The organism is Pseudobutyrivibrio sp. MD2005 (assembly GCF_000621865.1).
In the GTDB taxonomy this organism is placed as follows: domain Bacteria; phylum Bacillota; class Clostridia; order Lachnospirales; family Lachnospiraceae; genus Pseudobutyrivibrio.
In genome coordinates this window covers 148,076-164,959 of sequence record NZ_JHXE01000013.1, presented here as the reverse complement: position 1 = coordinate 164,959, position 16,884 = coordinate 148,076, and the positions used below count along the sequence as shown (strand labels likewise).

Sequence of the window (16,884 nt, the reverse complement as noted above, 5' to 3'; positions counted from 1 at the left end):
TAGGGTGATTCAACGGATTGGCAGGAATGAACTAAATCTGGCAAATAATAATTTTCCTAATTTAGAAATATCTACAAATCGGCCTGTAGAGAATTGTTATTTTAGCGCATAAAAAAAGAGGATTAGCACCGTATCATACTACGATTACTAAATCCTCTTAATATTTAAATTCTATTGACTAAGCTTATCAATAATCTTTATTGCTGCACGTCTTTTTGCTTCAATGACCGCCACACCAACGCCGGCTGTTGAAACTCCTGCAAGACCAACAAACCACTTGCCTCTTGCAAGCAATCCTGCGATTGTAACACCTGCAGGTGCTTCCTCTTCTGGAATCTCTTCTGTTTCTGGTGGAATTTCAGCAGGAACTTCTTCAGGAACTTCCTCTTCCTCAGCAACAGATTCTCCGCCACCATTATCCGAAGAATCAGAATCATCGTCGTCATCTTCCACTTCTTCAATCTCCTCAAGGATTTCCTCTGGGAGAATCACCTCTGGAAGAACTACAGCAGGTGCAATTTCTGTTACAGTTGAAGCACCAGATGATTCATCAGATGTATCAGCATCTGCTTCAACAATCTCCTCAACAATCTCTTCCTCAACGTCATTATTAAAACGAGAATCGAATGTTGTTTTAGCATCAGCTAGTGCCGCCTTAGCATTATCAAGATTTTCTTTAGCCTGTTTATAATTTGCTTCAGCTTTTTCTAGCTCAATCTCAAGCTTTGTGATAGTAGCAGCTGCTGTAATATCATCTGCAGCATTTAATTTGGAAATCTGCTGCCTTAAATCTGCAACTTTCTCACTGGCCGCAGAATATTCTTCCTTAGCTTTTGCCACTGTTTGAAGTGACTCACTATAGCCTGAAAGCTTTGTTCTGAGCTCTGCAACATATTCTGAATAGTTGCTATTAAAACTACTGAATATGTTGTTGTAGGCCTTTTCAACCTTCGCATACACCGGCTGTTCTGATATATCAAGTGGAGAATTGCTTGAATCAATTCCTACAACACCCTTATTATTAAGGGCTTCCTGCTTCACTGCTGCAAGTGCTTCTGAATACGAACTATACTTTCCAGATTTGATAGCATCACTGATTGCAATTCCTTCAACGTATCTTATGATACCTCGATTGTATTCTGCCTCAGTGCTTATTACTATTCCTCCATTTGCAACAATATCTGCAACTGCATCGGAATATGACTGAGTGTAGCCACCAACCTTAAACCGCCTGTAAACAACCTGATCATAACTAACCTTGTAATTGAGATTTAAATCATATTTTTCAAGATAGTCGCCTGATGATCTGGTTCCGCTCACAAAGGATGCATCTGCATTATAGTATTTAGTTCCATCACTATATGCTGCTTTGGCAGCATCGTTGCCTTGCTTGATAGCTTTTGAATCACTATAGTCCTTAGCAGGAATAGTTCCTGTATAATGATAATCTGCTGAATATCTTGGAATATAGAAACCTGTTGCAGTCCAATAACTGTCAATCTCCACCAATCCATCCTTAAGTTTTTCAGCGTCTTCCTTACTTAGAACGACTTCTTTTCCATTAGCATCTGTATATGTATACTCTAATTTATTATCGTATATACGGATTTCTCCAGTTGCTTTATCTACATCAAAACCATAATCAGCTTTTGTAGAGCGAACAAAATTGCCATCTACATCGTACACATCATAAGTAATTGTCACATACTCTGCGGATGTATCGCTTACTACGAAGTTCTGTATTTGCTCTCCTTCTGCTAAAAGCATCTTTGGAGCGTAGTAGTATTGAACGACTGAAGCAACATATGCTGCAACGTCGGTAGATTTATTGTCATCGGCAGAAATTATCGCTGTAGCTCCCGCATCTACCAAATCCTTTTGAGCTGCCTCTAGCTGCTTTTCTAAAGCATCAAGCTTTTCTTTTGCCGCATCTAGCTTTTCCTGAGCTGCTGCAAGGTCAGCATTTGCTTTTTCTTTATTTGAATTATATGCCGCAACTGCTGTCTCGTAATCTTCTTTTGCAGCCTGGTATTCTTCTAATTTTTTATTGTATGCATCTTCTGCTGAGATATAATCTACTTCAGCCTGATCGACTGTCTTTTCTGCATCACCAATAATTGCCTCGGCTTCGGCTTCTGTGGTATTTTCGTCTGATATCACTGTCGCCGCTTCAGTTGCAGTTTCAACTGCCTGGCCCGTAGATTGTTTAGTCTCTTCGGTTATTTCTGCTACTGATTCACTCGCCTCTTTGGCCATAGCTTCTGATTCGTCCATAGCATCTTTGGCCTTTTCAATGTTTTCAGTAGCCCCTACTGTTTCCTCGATATTTGGAATATCTTCCTCTGACACAGCACCTTCCACCGGTTCAAGGGAATCTAAAAGCTGTGACGTATCTGCAGCATCATTTGTCACTTGCTGCTCACTTGCAGCCTGCAGGGTTTCGGAATTATCTTCAGATACGAAAACAAGGCTCTCAGATTCCTCTGGAGCCTGGGCGTGTACCGGAAATGTAACCGTACTTGCTAATGAAATTGTAGACAGACTAAGAGCCGCGGCCTTAACTGCACAACGTTTCATAACAATTATTACCCTTTCTATCAAAAGTGACGATTTTTTCTCTTTATATAGATTAACAGAAAAAAAACTAGAAGCAAGTGTTTTGGCAAAATTTAACTGAATTTGGCAAAACAATCACTTCTAGCTTATTTTTTTCACTTATCTCGTGCTAAATTGATAATCTTTTATCTGCTGAGATATCTCAGAAACTTTTCTGGCAGATATTGGAAATACTGTTTTATCATCCATGTGTACATCACCATTATCCACGTAATCGATAAAGTCCATATTGATGATAATTCCACGGTTAATCATTAAAAACCTTTTATCGGAACCTGTCATTTGTAAAAACTCACCAGAGGTAAGTCTGACACGGGTAGAGCCATCATCGGACTTATTAATCTCCAAATAATGACCATCTGTTGTAACTGAAATAATATCCTTAAGATAGATGCGTTCCTCAAGAGAGCCTGTAGACACTTTAATAAATGTCTCATCCATCGGTGTATGCTCTATAACCTCTGTAAGCACCTGATCAATTCTTTCCAGATTAAATGGTTTAGTCACATAGTCAAATGCATGTAGCGAAAATGCATCAGGATAATGTCCATCTGAAGCTGTCATGAAAATAAGGAAAGTACGCTCAGTCTTTTGTCTAAGCTTTTTAGAGGTTTCTATTCCATCCATACCAGGCATGAAAATATCCATAAATACAATATCGAATCTTCTTTCTGATAGTACTGAAATGAAATCTGGCCCGCTGGCGAATTCTTCAACCTCGATTGGAATAGCCTTATTAGCAGATACTCTCTCCACCATCATTTTTAATTGCATTCGAAAAATACTTTCGTCATCAATAACTGCTACTCTCATAATTATCCCCTTAATTTAATCTTATAGAAAAATAATACCACAATTATAACAACTTGATAATGAAAATAAAGTGAATATTTTATATAATATGCATATGGAAAAATTTTTAGACAACGTACTATATATTAATATCGTACTCCTCATAGCAGGAGCATCATCTATGCATCTAGGTGCCAGCTTTCTACGACGAGAGCGTCATACTAGGGGCTTTTTTAAATACTCAGTTCTTTTAATTTCAATAGGCAATGGTTTGTGTTGTATGGGTTACGCTACAATGTCTCTAAGCACTAACCTTCATTTAGCATACTATTTTCGCCTTATTGGACTCATAGGTATTGATATCTATTTGGTTGCAGAGCTCTTGCTTATTACCAGCTGCCTTAATTTCAGCCATATTGCAGAATACCTTATTATCGGTCTTGCTTCTATTGCAGCCATATTCGATGTAGTTATTTATGGCCATCCTGATACAGATACTTTTATCCGCTATGCTACATTTACTGGCTACACACGTTCCGATCCATATCGTCACATTTTCCACTATACTTATCTTATTGTTTTTGCTATATGTCTATCTACTATTGGTATTGTTTGGGCTTTCAGTTCAAAATACCGCAGAGAAAGACGCCTTGTTTTATTTGCTTTTATATCTAACTTTATCTTTTTATTTTCAGCAGTTCCTGATGTGCTAAAAACCACTCACGACATTAGCTTTTCTCACATCTTCTACTGCATTGGCATATGTCTAGCCTTCGTTGTATTTTTCACCGGTGCCAACAACTACATGACTTTCTATATCACTGTAAATAGTATTAGCCGTGATATTTTTTCAACTTTAGGTACAGGACTACTTGTTTTTGACACTAACTATCACCTAAATCTTTCAAACGAATATGCTAATAATCTTTTAGGCCTTAACAAAGAGCCTCATCGTATTCGTCTAAAAGAAATCTTCAAATTAAACAGCGGTGAGCCTCTAAAAATGTTCGAAAAAGCCACCGAAGGAATCGCTATAGACTACAGGCTCACATCCGTTGTCACTGATAAAGTTACTCTTGTTAATTTCTCATGTAAGATGGACCGCAATAACGAGCCTATGTGTTACATCCTTGTTGCCACCGATCTTACTGAGGAAAATCGTCTTATCGAAGAAGCACAGGCTGCAAACAGAGCTAAATCTGAGTTTATCAGCAACATTTCTCATGAGATTCGTACCCCTATCAATATTATTTCTGGTATGGATGAATTAATTCGTAGAGAATGTACTGATGAAACCATCTTAAAATATGCTGATAACATTAAAATTGCATCTAGAAATCTTACATCATTAATCAATGACGTATTAGATTTCTCAAAGATTGAATCTGGAAAATTGGAAGTTGTTACAGATGAATATCATGTCAACGATTTGATTTCAGATTGCTACAGTATGTTCTTAAATCTGACACTTGAAAAGAAGCAAAATCTTTCAGCAAAATGCGATCCTACTATGCCAACAGTTCTCGAGGGGGATGAAGTTCGTATTAAGCAGATTATTTCAAACCTGCTTTCAAATGCTGTTAAGTACACACCTAACGGCGGAACTATCATGCTTGATGTGAGCTTCAAAAATGCAAACAACAATACAATCATTTTAGTTCTAAAGGTAATTGACAGTGGCATCGGTATTAAAAAAGAAGATCTTCCACATTTATTTGAGAATTTCCAGCGCTTTGAGCTGTCTCGCAACAGAACTATTCAAGGCTCTGGTTTAGGACTATCTATCACTAAAAACCTTGTCTCTCTTTTACATGGTGTCATCAATGTAGAGAGTGTTTATGGTCAAGGTACCGTATTTACGATAGAGATTCCTCAAATTGTAGTAAACAGCACTCCTATTGGTAATATTTCAGAGAACTACAATAATAAAACTGCCAAGTATCACTCAAGCTTTACTGCACCAAAGGCTCGAATCTTATCTGTTGATGATGTTCAAATGAACTTAGATGTTTTTGTTGGACTGTTGAAAAAGACTGAAATCACTATTGATTTGGCGCTTAGCGGTGCTGAAGCATTATCTATGCTTAACAAAGAGCATTACGATATTGTATTCTTAGATCACATGATGCCTGAGATGGACGGTATTGAGGTTCTTAACAGACTTAAGGCCAACCCTCAGAGCCCTAACAAGAACACGCCTATCATTATGCTTACAGCAAACGCAATGATGGGTGCTGATCAAAAGTATCTGGAGAGTGGTTTTACTGATTATCTGTCAAAGCCAATCCGTCCTCTGGATTTGGAGAACATGGTGCTTAAGCATCTACCTGCAGAGTTAATTATTAGAAACGAAAACCCTGATACTCAATCTGCCATTAATGAGCCTGTCTCTCACAGCAATTGGGTAAATGCACTTAGCTTTATTGATACAAATGCAGGTCTTGAGTTTGCTGCTGGTGATGAAGATTTTTATAAACAAATTCTTACAACCTATGTGACAGAGGATAAGCGCCCAGCCCTTTCAGATTTCCTAGCAAAAGAAGATTGGCCAAACTATCAAATCGTTGCCCACTCTCTAAAAGGAACATCTCTCACTATTGGCGCTGCGCCACTATCTGCTGCTGCCAAGGAATTGGAATTTGCTGTTAAAGAAAATCGTTATGATTATATAAAGGAACATCATGATGATGTAATGAAAGAATACGGGGAATTACTTGATAAGCTAAAGAATGTGCTGAAAAACGCTTAGAATTTTAATTGAGCAAAATCTAGTTTACATCTTCACTTTAATGTGATAAAGTGTATCTAAATATCAAAAGCTGGTAACGGAATTTTGGGTACAAAAAAAAAGCTGGTAACGGGAATTGAACCCGTGACCCCTTCCTTACCAAGGAAGTGCTCTACCTCTGAGCCATACCAGCTTGCTTTTTCAGCAAGAAAAAGGATATCAAAGTTGGCAACTAATGTCAAGCCGATAAGGGGACGAGTATGAAAATTTCGGTGGTAGATTCAGGTTCTCAGGTAACCTATGAAGAGGTTATCGAAGGGCCTACTAAAAGTACAGCCAAAAAGGTTACATCCACTAGCGACACCTTTGAAAGAGCCCTTAATCAAAAGACTGTAGCAGACACCACTAAAACTGCTACATCTTACAAGGACATCTTTATTGAAGCGAGCCAGAAATACGGGGTTAGCTATGATTTGTTGACAGCTATGGCTGAGCAGGAATCAGGCTTTAATCCTGACGCTGTCAGCCGCTCTGGTGCTATGGGTATAATGCAGATTATGCCTGCAACAGCTGGCGAGCTTGGCCTCGAGCATCCATTTGATGCCTACGAGAATATTATGGCAGGCGCTAAATACATTGCCCAAAAGCTCAAGCAATACAATGGCAATGTAGACAAGGCTTTAGCTGCCTATAATGCCGGTAGCAGTGTAGTGGATATGTATGATGGTGTACCACCATATGGCGAGACTCAAAGTTATGTCAAAAACATTAAGGCAATAATGAAGCGCGGAGCAAACGTGCCATATGCAAATTACATTTCAAGCTCAGCTACGAAAGAAGAAATCGAAGCAGATTTGAAATCACTTCTGCGCCAAATGCCTGAAACCGAGAACTATGCAGTATTAAGAAACACACTAGCGGAGATGAATTACTTATGAAAACCCCATTTGTTACAAAATCTAAGATTCAAGAAATCACACAAACCATCCCTACTCCATTTAACATCTATGACGAGAAGGGTATTCGCGAAAATGCCAGAGCTGTAAACAAAGCCTTCTCTTGGAACAAAGGCTTCAAAGAATATTTCGCAGTAAAGGCAAATCCAAATCCATTTATTCTTAAAATTTTACAAGAAGAAGGTTGCGGCGTTGATTGCGCTTCATATGTTGAATTAGCTCTTTCCAACGAACTTGGATTCAAAGGTGACGACATTATGTTTTCATCTAATGACACACCTGCAAGCGAATTCAAATACGCAGATGATTTGGGTGTAATTGTTAACCTTGATGATTTTACACATATCGATTTCTACGAAGAGTCTGTTGGACATTTTCCAAAGAAAATGTGCTGCCGTTTTAATCCAGGTGGTATCTATGAGCTTTCTAATGGAATTATGGACAATCCTGGCGACAGCAAATACGGCATGACTAAAGAGCAGATTTTTGAAGCTTACCAGATTCTCAGAGATAAAGGTGTAGAAGAATTTGGTATTCACGCATTCTTAGTATCAAACACTGTTACTAACGACTACTACCCTGCACTTGCAAAGACACTTTTCGAGCTTATCGTTGAGCTCAAAGAAAAAACAGGTATTGAAATTTCTTTTGTTAATCTTTCAGGTGGTGTCGGCATTGCATATCGCCCTGATCAAAAGCCAAACGATATTGCAGTAATCGGCGAAGGTGTTCATAAAGCATTCGATGAAATACTAGTTCCTGCAGGACTTTCAGATGTTTCAATCTTTACAGAAATGGGACGCTTTATGATGGGACCATATGGTGGACTTGTTACTACAGCTATTCACGAAAAGCACATCTACAAAGAATACATCGGTGTAGATGCTTGCGCTGTTGATTTAATGCGTCCAGCAGTTTACGGTTCATATCATCATGTCACAGTACTTGGCAAAGAAAATGCCCCAGAGGATCACGTATATGATGTCACTGGTTCACTTTGTGAAAACTGCGATAAATTTGCAGTTGACCGCCAGCTTCCTAAGATTGACATGGGCGACATCCTCTTCATCCATGACACTGGTGCACACGGCTATTCTATGGGATACAACTACAACGGAAAACTCAAGAGCGCCGAGGTTTTATTGAAGGAAGATGGAAGCTTTAAATTGATTCGTCGACCAGAAACAATTAAAGACTATCTTGCTACTTTTGATGGGCTTGGAGTCGTTGATGGAATTCTAAAATAAATCAGTAAAAAAGGGGCTAACTTTTTCATTTTATTGTTGAAAAAGTGAACCCCTTTTAGTATACTATACTTCGGACGCCGGCTTGTCGGAATTGGCAGACGAGGCAGACTCAAAATCTGTTGATGGCAACATCGTGCGGGTTCAAGTCCCGCAGCCGGCATAAATTAAAAGTGGTCTAGCTTTGCTAGGCCACTTTTTTAGTGAATACATATATCCTTCCTCTTGTATATCTAATTATCTACTGTTTTATCACAAATCAACGAGTATCTGCGGCTTCTCAAGACTTTTGCGATACAAATATTCTGAATTTCTCTCATATTTATCACAAAGCAATGAATGTATAAGCTCTTCTAGCTTTCTTGCGATAGAATTTCCCCAATTATTCTCAGATTTATATCACAAGAAAGGCTAAGACAAACGTTTTTTCGTTAAGCTTGTGATAAAATCCAGCATATATTCTTCCAAATTTATCACAAGCTAATGAAGATATGTAGCCTCGATCCAATCAGTGTGATAATTGTATAAACTACTATGAACACACATTAGAGCTAAATTCAAAATAAATACAATTCACATCAGCTTCCTTACGTTTCACAACATATTGACTATATCGGATTAACCTGTATCCGATATTACTAGAAAGAGATTGAAAGGAGTTGACTACTATGGATGTATGCGGGGTAACCTCTCAGATAATGGAACTCAAAACATCTACTCCATATGTGACAAGGCACGAGGAGATAAAAACAGGGTTTAAGAATATAAATGATTATTCAAAATATCTTCAAGAAAAATATCCTGAAATGAATACGGGGACTAAAAATATGTATGGAGTACCTGTAACAGTGACGGTTTCTAGCGCATTTCTTGAAAAGTGCAATAAGGATCCTCAAAAAGCTGCTTTTCTTGAAGAGAATCTTGCTGTGACAAATGAGTGTGTTAAAAGAAGTGTTGCATTCACAAAAAATATGCCAGGTAGTCCCGTTATGACGTTTATGACAATAGAATATGATTCTAATGGTGAGATTACCATGACAAGTGCCTGTACAAATGATCCTGATGGTAAAATCGCACGTGAGAATGCAAAACGTAAGGCTGATGAAGCTAGAGCAGCTCATAGCAAAAATGAAAAAAGACGACTTAAGAAAAAGAAAGAAAAAGAGGCTGAGGAAAAGCAAAGACTAGAGAAGCTACAAAACAGAACGCTTGAGATGCAAGAATATATTGGCATGGGAACTGATTTAAGGGCGATTACAGAAAACATTTTTGGTAGTAATGGAAAAACTTCTTTTGATTTAAAAGCGTAACTACTTTTTCTTATTTAGGGATTATGGTATAACAGCCATAATTCCTTTTTTCTAACTCAATATATTCATTTCACAACAAAAAAACTGCGTTTCACGCAATAGGCAAGGTATATATATCGTAAAATCAGCTATAATATTCGTATATACAGTGGGGGTGGAAATGAAAATTGCAATATGTGATGATGAAAAATATATAAGAGATTTCATAGCAAAAAGCATTTCTGATGAGATTACAGATGCCATCGTTAAATGCTATGAATCTGCTGAGGATTTATTGGAAGCAGAATATAATCCTGACATTCTGTTTCTAGATATACAGATGCCTGGAATTGATGGCATGGAGCTCGCTAAGCAAGTCCGCGCTAATGGAAGTGATGCAGTGATTATCTTTGTTACTGCTTTGGAGGAATATGTTTTTAATGCCTTCGATGTGAGAGCTTTTAACTATCTTGTTAAACCCATTGATAAAAATAAGTTAAACGAGGTGTTGCATGCAGCCATTGAAGAAATAATACATAGACAAACTAGAGTAACGCCAGTAGTGCCTGATAATAAGTCATTTATAATCAAAGCCAATGGATTAAGCCGAAGTGTTTCTATATCAGAAATTGCATTTGCTGAGGTATTTAACCGTAGAATTGTGCTTCACATGAGGGATAATGATGAGATTGAATACTATGGACGAATGACAGATTTAGAGAATACTGTTGGAAATGACTTTTTTAGGGTTCATAGGGCATATCTGATTAATCTTTACGCAATTCAATCTTATAATTCCAAAATCGTAAAAGTGGCTGGCGAAGAAATACCTGTTGCCCGAGGCAAGTATCAAGATTTGGTAAGAGCTTATTTATCATTTAATACAAGAGGATTGTGATGATGGTGTCTGATGCATTCTTTAATTATTTTATGAATATTGTAATCGAGATATATTGCATAATTACTTCTGTGTTATTTATATATTGGCTCAGGCCGTTTGTAAAAAATATGAAGTCAGTTTATTATGCAGTAGTTTTCGAATGGATTACAGACTGTATACTAAGGCATATTGATGTCCAAAATGGAATAAGACTAACAATCTCGATTTTTTCATTGTTTTTTGTTGGCGTGATTCTTTTCTATTTAGATGAAAAAAGAAATCTTATGCAGAAAATATTTCTGTGTGTTAGCTTTTTTATCATTAGATGGTTAAGCTTGGAAATATTCACTGAGCTTGGTTTTTATGAAAGGGATTTTGTTTTTAACTTTAAATTATTTAGAGAAAGCATCCCTGCAATTGTAGCTGAATATGTTGTATCAACGATTGTCGAGTATGGATTAGCTTTATTGCTACTTTTCTTCTCTATCAAGCTGCTTCTAAAAACATATAAAAATAAGCAAGAAGACCTATCTTGGAAGGAACTGATTATGTTATTAATTCCATGTATAAGCATCTTCCTTGCTACACGAATTATTTATTCGTACTATATGCTATGGTTTGATGGCATTGAAAACGGAAGCATCAAGGCTAATATTCCAGGCAATATGTATCGCATACTGTTTTGCATAATGGCTTATTTAACGCTTTGTGTTACACTTTACTTTTATCAGAGCATAAAGGCTAACAAGGAAATAGAATATGCTAATCGTGTGTTGGCTAAACAGATCGAAGATAGCAAAAAGTATGTAGGTCAAATTGAGACTGTATATCAACAGATGAGAGCCTTACGTCATGATACAGGCAATCATATGGCTGTAATGAAAGGTCTTTTGGAGACAGAAAAGTATCAGGAACTAAGGGATTATCTTGGTAATTGGGAAGAGACATATAAGAATATAGTTCCATCTGCTAAAACTGGAAATGCCGTAACTGATATTGCAATATCAGAGTTTGTAGATAGGTTTGCTGATAATGGCATAACACTAAAGACATCCTTAAAATATCCAAGTAATGTAGCCGTTAATCCATTTGAAATGTGTGTGGTTCTTACAAATGCCATACAAAATGCCTATGAAGCCTCACTTAGTGTTAATGAGCCATATGTAGAGATAACATCTGTTGAACGAGAAAATGTTTACATTATTAGCATTAAGAATAAGTCTGATAAAAAGGCTCAGATTGATGAAGAAGGTATTCCTATTTCAATAAAGAATGACGATGGCCATGGATTTGGTGTACGTAACATAAGGGAGATCGCCAGAAAATACAATGGTGATATTGAAATTAAGCAATTCAGTGAAAATGATGGGTTATGGTTTGTGCTCAACATAATGTTTGTTGGATAAGAATATAGAATGGTGCCTGTTGCAGAAATGCAGCAGGCTTTTTTAGTGCTATTCACATCATATTAGATGCAGTCCACATCAAATGGGTTTAGATTGAAAAATTCATAGTCGATAGCGATTATAGAAAGCTATAAGTATCAGTTTTTATAAGAAAAGGATTTCGAATTTATACCAAGGAGGGTTAAAGTATGGGGACAGTTTCTATGAATATCAATATGAATAATATAAGTGAATTGCATAAATCCAGTACTACATTCCAGCTAAACCAAAATCAACAGATGGATTCGTATAGTAAAAGCCTTCAAGAGCAGATAAATAATGCTAAAGAACAGCTTCAATCTCTTGGCGAAGATAAAGAAATGTCCATAGATGAAAAAATGAAAAAACGTCAAGAAATTCAAAAGCAAATAACTGATTTGCAAAATCAATTACGCCAACATCAAATTGAGCAGAAGAAAGAAAACAGACAGAGCAAAGGCTCGTCTATGGAGGATATGCTTGGAGGCAAACAAACAGCTAAATCATCTAAAGCTGCAAAAGGAATTTCTACAGCTAGTATGAAAGCTCTTATATCAGCAGATAGTGCTATAAATCAAGTTGAAGCAGGGGGCGCTGTTAAGGCCAATCTGAAAGGCGAAGCAGGCATTCTTGAAACAGAAATCAAACTAGATTCTGCCAGAGGCAAAGATGTAGAAAAGAAACAGGAACAACTTGCTAATATTGAATCTAGAAATAGGGATATAGAATCAGCTCAGCTGGAAGTATTAAATCGAGCAGATAAAGAATTAGATAAGGCTGCTGAAAATAATAATGATGAAATTGCAGATAAATCAACTAATTCAAATAAAGAACAGCGTGAAGCTACTGTAGACAACTCAATTCCAGAGGGAGTTGAGATTAATCCAGATACCCCTGTTGGTAACAATATTGATGAGTTGTTGTAAAACATTCTAGGAGGATTTGCCTATGAATATAAAGTTACAGGGCATAGATTTATTAGGTAATCTTGGATTAAAAAGTACGCAAGATAGATTAAATAGACAAGCAGAGAGGGACAATAAAATAGCATTCTTTGAGCAGCAAAAAGAAAATCTGAAAAATATGAAAGCGGACACAATTGATGAAATCGCCAAAAAGCTTGCTATGTTTCATGGATATGAGGATCAGATTGCGGCAGCAAAAATAGAATACAACAATGCTCAAATGTTTCATGTATTTGATGAGGCTCAGGAACTCGCAGAAAAGATTGCTGAGGCTGCTGAAAAGAATGAACCTAAGACTCCTGAAGAGCGTCGTGAAGATATGATTGAAGAAGCAACTGGCGTTGAGAATGACGGATTGCTTGACGAATTAATGGATAATCTTACAGATGCAGTTGAAGAAGTTACTGAGGAAATGGTTGAAGACTTACAGCAATCATCAGAAGAGATACTATCCGAGGATGAGTTGAATCAGATGATGCTGACTGAAGAAGAGTTAGAAAAACTTGAACAGGAAAAGAGGATTCCTGTGAATTATATACCATTTGATTATCGTATTTAAAAGGATTGGGTTATAGACAAGGAGGTCGATTATTATGGCAAGGATTAGCGACTATGTATCAAATCACAAGTATTTCGACGAGAACTACAACGTGAACAATCAAAACTATTCAAATAATTTCTTAGATGGGTTAAGTGCATCAGCACCTAAAGTTTCCAGTGGATCATTTAGTCTATCCGACTATTCACTCATCAAAAGTGGAACTTACGGAAAGCTAATGAAGGCTTATTATGCACAGGACAAAGCCCAGAAAGCCAATGCCGGAAAAGACTCTTCGGCTAAGTTAACTGCAATGGCTGAAGCAGCAAGTGCTTTATCCAAATCTTCTGAAAGGCTCATGAGTGCATCCTTATGGGAACAAAAAACAATTACAGAAAAAGATGAATTAACAGGAGAAGAAAAAGCTAAATCAGATTATAACTGGTCGGATATTGAGAAGGCTTTAAATGCATTTATTGAAGACTATAACAGTACTGTTGAAGCTGCAGGTAATTCCAACACTAAAAGCGTTTTACGAAATGGTGCGTGGATGACAAAAACAACTTCCGCACATCAGAAAACTCTTAACAAAGTAGGAATATATATTGGAAAGGGAAATAAGCTTTCGTTAGATGTGGACCAGTTAAAAAAGGCTGATATAGGAGCCCTTAAATCGCTATTCACTGGCCATAATTCATATGCTTCGCAATTAATGAATAAGGGAAATTCAATTGCGAATGCTGCTGGTGTAGGAAGCTCTTATAACAAACAAGGACGCTATTCTAATTCTCTAAATGACTTAGTAAAAAGTAAGTATGACTTCAAAGAATAGTTTTGTATGGAGGTATTTATTATGGGTATGGATATAAATGGAATTTCAAATGTAACACCTACAGCTTTAACTTCAAATGAACCTAGTAATATTGAGAATACAGAAACACCAGTAAGAATAAACAGTATAAATAAAAAATCGAATGATGAAGGGGTTACATACGAAAAGGGTGATAAAACTGAAACGGGTTCATACAAAATCAATAAGATGAGCAAAGAGGACCGCGCTGCCCTAGTACAACAATTAAAGGATAATATGGAAAAGCAGAAGCAGCAGATGCTTGAATTAGTTAATAAGACTATTTCAGGACAAGTTGGAACATTTGGAAAAGCAAATGATGACAGCTTTTGGCGAATGTTAGCTGGCGGCAATTTCAAAGTTGATGCTGCCACCAAAGCAAAAGCTCAGGCTGATATTGGAGAAGATGGTTATTGGGGCGTAAAACAAACGTCACAGAGACTTTTTGATTTTGCTAGCGCATTAGCTGGTGATGATGTAGAAAAAATGCATGAAATGCAAAAGGCAATGCATAAAGGATTTGGTTTAGCAGGTAAGTCTTGGGGAAGAAAACTACCTTCTATTTGCCAACAAACCATGGATGCTGCGGATTCGCTCTTTGATAATTATTTTAAGGCGAAGGAAAGCGAATCTAAGGAAGTGATTAATGAGAATACAGTATATGTTAGCAAGTAAACTGATAATAAAATAACAACGGTTTGTTCAGTATCAAAGCTGCACAAACCGTTGTTTTATGTTAGGCAAACATCAATTGATTTCAAAAATACATAATTACAAGTAATTAATTCTGTCGTACATTTCTTTCCAGTTATCGGGGAGTCATTTTTTGTATTGTATTTCTATGTTAATCATTTATCCTGTTGTTGCCTCTGCTTATATTCTTCTTCAGCTATTTCTATCTGCTGCTGTATTTGTTCAGTTGTAGGCAAGTGTTCCTGTATCTCTTTAATTTTGACATTCTCATATGTAGCAACACCCATTGGAGTAGTTATACCTTGAAATGCTAATTGTACCTCAGTTTTATCCATATCTTTACAGATTAAAAGGCCAATTGTAGGATTATCACTATCTTTTCGTATAAATTCATTCACCGCATTTACGTAAAAGTTCAATTTGCCTGCATGTTCTGGGTCAAAAGAAGTAACTTTTAATTCTATAACTACATAACAACGTAGGTATATATGATAGAAAAGCAAATCAATTTTTCGTGTTTTTCCGGCTATAATTATTTCTTTTTGCCTTCCTATAAAGGCCCAGCCCTCTCCAAGTTCCAGCAGGAATCGTGTCATGCGTGTTTCTATAACATTTTCTAAATCAGTTTCGTCATAGCCCTCTGGTAATGTAACAAAACCTAAATCATAATTGCTTTTAAGAATCTCCTGAGCGATTTTTCCTTGAGCATCAGGAAGCTTCTCTGAGAAATTTGTAAGAGCCGCACCTGAAGTATGAAATAAATCTGCTCTAATGCAATCATCCAGCGCCGATCGGCTAAGACCACGCTCTATAGTTCGTTTTATGTAAAATAAAGCTTCATCTATATCCTTGCATTTAGTTATGATTTCGATGTGATGTCCCCAAGGAACAAAACTAAAAACAGTTGGAAACTCAATTTCTGCAACAGCCTGTTGCAGTTTTGCAGATGAACAGGTCTCGTGTATTTCTGCAGCAACTTGTTGCAGTTTTTGATTATTATCAAGAATTGAATCTAACTGTCTGATTGTAGATTCAAAAGAATCATTTGTGGAATAGAAAGTGTACCATTTTTTCATATTCCATAAGTTGCGGGCAGAAAAACCTTTTACATTTGGAAACTCTGCTTGCAAATCTAAACTGATTTGCTCAACGATACCTGTGCCCCACTTTTCCTCAGCTTTTCTTATAACTAAATCTCTGCCAAGCTGCCAGTTAAAGAGTAATTGCTCTGAATTTACTTTAACAGCAGCTTTAACCTGAGAGTTACGATATCGTTGTTTAAGATCAATTATCCATTCTGTATAATCTTTATCAAGAGTAAGATCATGTGATTTCACAACCCTTGGTTTATTCATATTGTTATCGGTCATTAAAAATGCCTCCTAAATTCTTATAGCATAAATTTTATATCAGGCCTTAGCCATTGGCAAATAGATTATTTTTCATATTTTCATGAGCTTCATATGAATATAAAAAAGGCAACCAAAAGGGCAACGAGACTTCCGACATGCTTTTCCTCCTTGATTTTATAGTATTTGTGAACCCTGTTTAAGGTTCAAGTCCCGCAGCCGGCATAAATTAAAAGTGGTCTAGCTTTGCTAGGCCACTTTTTTAGTGAATACATATATCCTTCCTCTTGTGTATCTAATTATCTACTGTTTTATCACAACTCAACGAGTATCTGCGGCTTCTCGAGACTTTTGCGATACAAATATTCTGAATTTCTCTCATATTTATCACAAAGCAATGAATGTATAAGCTCTTCTAGCTTTCTTGCGATAGAATTTCCCCAATATTAGCTAATTTATATCACAAATCTTCCCACAAAGTGCTCACGTTGGTTTAGTTGTGATAGGTTTTTGATTTTCCTCAGAAAATCAAGAACCGGACAAAGACCAATATTTTCTGC

Annotated in this window: 13 protein-coding genes and 2 tRNA genes; 11 read left to right on the top strand and 4 right to left on the bottom strand. The window is 36.8% G+C overall.

Features of this window, described 5'->3' with window-relative positions:
* Positions 1-171: 171 nt before the first annotated feature.
* Together T498_RS0105650 and T498_RS0105645 are read right to left on the bottom strand one after the other, a co-directional pair.
* Positions 172-2,577, bottom strand: a complete 2,406-nt coding sequence (locus T498_RS0105650; RefSeq protein ID WP_028235068.1) for a hypothetical protein — start codon at positions 2,575-2,577, stop codon at positions 172-174.
* Positions 2,578-2,715: 138 nt separating this feature from the next.
* Positions 2,716-3,429 (bottom strand): LytR/AlgR family response regulator transcription factor, encoded by a 714-nt coding sequence (locus T498_RS0105645; protein ID WP_028235067.1) that lies wholly within the window; start codon positions 3,427-3,429, stop codon positions 2,716-2,718.
* A gap of 94 nt (positions 3,430-3,523) precedes the next feature.
* Here T498_RS0105645 and T498_RS16165 point away from each other — a divergent pair, with 94 nt between their 5' ends.
* Complete coding sequence (locus T498_RS16165; RefSeq protein ID WP_197019924.1) at positions 3,524-6,157, top strand: ATP-binding protein; 2,634 nt, start codon at positions 3,524-3,526, stop codon at positions 6,155-6,157.
* Positions 6,158-6,257: 100 nt separating this feature from the next.
* Here the strand turns inward: T498_RS16165 and T498_RS0105635 are convergent.
* Positions 6,258-6,329: transfer RNA gene (locus T498_RS0105635), tRNA-Thr, on the bottom strand.
* Positions 6,330-6,396: 67 nt separating this feature from the next.
* Between T498_RS0105635 and T498_RS15035 the strand changes: the two genes are divergently transcribed.
* From T498_RS15035 to T498_RS0105585, 10 genes are all read left to right on the top strand, one after another.
* Positions 6,397-7,074, top strand: a complete 678-nt coding sequence (locus T498_RS15035; RefSeq protein WP_051524623.1) for a lytic transglycosylase domain-containing protein — start codon at positions 6,397-6,399, stop codon at positions 7,072-7,074.
* On the top strand, positions 7,071-8,339 hold the full coding sequence (locus T498_RS0105625) for a diaminopimelate decarboxylase (RefSeq protein WP_028235066.1): 1,269 nt from the start codon (positions 7,071-7,073) through the stop codon (positions 8,337-8,339). Before T498_RS15035 ends, T498_RS0105625 begins: the two co-directional genes overlap by 4 nt.
* A gap of 76 nt (positions 8,340-8,415) precedes the next feature.
* Positions 8,416-8,499 (top strand) — tRNA-Leu (locus tag T498_RS0105620).
* Positions 8,500-9,004: 505 nt separating this feature from the next.
* The gene (locus tag T498_RS15030; protein WP_051524622.1) at positions 9,005-9,646 is read left to right on the top strand and encodes a hypothetical protein; all 642 of its coding nucleotides are present in this window, start codon (positions 9,005-9,007) and stop codon (positions 9,644-9,646) included.
* Positions 9,647-9,806: 160 nt separating this feature from the next.
* On the top strand, positions 9,807-10,523 hold the full coding sequence (locus T498_RS0105610; protein ID WP_028235065.1) for a LytR/AlgR family response regulator transcription factor: 717 nt from the start codon (positions 9,807-9,809) through the stop codon (positions 10,521-10,523).
* Positions 10,523-11,911 carry a sensor histidine kinase gene (locus T498_RS0105605; RefSeq protein ID WP_028235064.1) on the top strand — a complete coding sequence of 463 codons (1,389 nt, stop codon included), beginning with the start codon at positions 10,523-10,525 and terminating at the stop codon, positions 11,909-11,911. The genes T498_RS0105610 and T498_RS0105605 overlap by 1 nt, the downstream gene beginning before the upstream one ends.
* 188 nt (positions 11,912-12,099) lie before the next feature.
* A complete protein-coding gene (locus tag T498_RS15025) occupies positions 12,100-12,855 on the top strand; it encodes a FlxA-like family protein (protein WP_051524621.1) in 756 nt (251 codons plus the stop codon).
* A gap of 22 nt (positions 12,856-12,877) precedes the next feature.
* Entirely contained in the window at positions 12,878-13,453 is a 576-nt protein-coding gene (locus tag T498_RS0105595; RefSeq protein WP_028235063.1) for a hypothetical protein, read from the top strand.
* A gap of 34 nt (positions 13,454-13,487) precedes the next feature.
* Positions 13,488-14,264, top strand: coding sequence for a hypothetical protein (locus T498_RS0105590; RefSeq protein ID WP_028235062.1), 777 nt, complete (start codon positions 13,488-13,490; stop codon positions 14,262-14,264).
* A 21-nt stretch (positions 14,265-14,285) separates the two neighbouring features.
* Positions 14,286-14,957, top strand: coding sequence for a hypothetical protein (locus T498_RS0105585; RefSeq protein ID WP_028235061.1), 672 nt, complete (start codon positions 14,286-14,288; stop codon positions 14,955-14,957).
* Positions 14,958-15,130: 173 nt separating this feature from the next.
* On the opposite strand, the gene T498_RS0105580 is transcribed toward T498_RS0105585, so the two are convergent.
* Positions 15,131-16,345: a PDDEXK nuclease domain-containing protein gene (locus T498_RS0105580; RefSeq protein ID WP_028235060.1), complete on the bottom strand. Its 1,215-nt coding sequence runs from the start codon at positions 16,343-16,345 to the stop codon at positions 15,131-15,133.
* Positions 16,346-16,884: the final 539 nt, after the last annotated feature.

What these genes read in the sequence shown, in the direction of transcription:
- T498_RS0105650 (WP_028235068.1), bottom strand. Translation starts at nt 2,577, where the DNA reads ATGAAACGTTGTGCAGTTAAGGCCGCGGCTCTTAGTCTGTCTACAATT.
- T498_RS0105645 (WP_028235067.1), bottom strand. Translation starts at nt 3,429, where the DNA reads ATGAGAGTAGCAGTTATTGATGACGAAAGTATTTTTCGAATGCAATTA.
- T498_RS16165 (WP_197019924.1), top strand. Translation starts at nt 3,524, where the DNA reads ATGGAAAAATTTTTAGACAACGTACTATATATTAATATCGTACTCCTC.
- T498_RS15035 (WP_051524623.1), top strand. Translation starts at nt 6,397, where the DNA reads ATGAAAATTTCGGTGGTAGATTCAGGTTCTCAGGTAACCTATGAAGAG.
- T498_RS0105625 (WP_028235066.1), top strand. Translation starts at nt 7,071, where the DNA reads ATGAAAACCCCATTTGTTACAAAATCTAAGATTCAAGAAATCACACAA.
- T498_RS15030 (WP_051524622.1), top strand. Translation starts at nt 9,005, where the DNA reads ATGGATGTATGCGGGGTAACCTCTCAGATAATGGAACTCAAAACATCT.
- T498_RS0105610 (WP_028235065.1), top strand. Translation starts at nt 9,807, where the DNA reads ATGAAAATTGCAATATGTGATGATGAAAAATATATAAGAGATTTCATA.
- T498_RS0105605 (WP_028235064.1), top strand. Translation starts at nt 10,523, where the DNA reads ATGATGGTGTCTGATGCATTCTTTAATTATTTTATGAATATTGTAATC.
- T498_RS15025 (WP_051524621.1), top strand. Translation starts at nt 12,100, where the DNA reads ATGGGGACAGTTTCTATGAATATCAATATGAATAATATAAGTGAATTG.
- T498_RS0105595 (WP_028235063.1), top strand. Translation starts at nt 12,878, where the DNA reads ATGAATATAAAGTTACAGGGCATAGATTTATTAGGTAATCTTGGATTA.
- T498_RS0105590 (WP_028235062.1), top strand. Translation starts at nt 13,488, where the DNA reads ATGGCAAGGATTAGCGACTATGTATCAAATCACAAGTATTTCGACGAG.
- T498_RS0105585 (WP_028235061.1), top strand. Translation starts at nt 14,286, where the DNA reads ATGGGTATGGATATAAATGGAATTTCAAATGTAACACCTACAGCTTTA.
- T498_RS0105580 (WP_028235060.1), bottom strand. Translation starts at nt 16,345, where the DNA reads ATGACCGATAACAATATGAATAAACCAAGGGTTGTGAAATCACATGAT.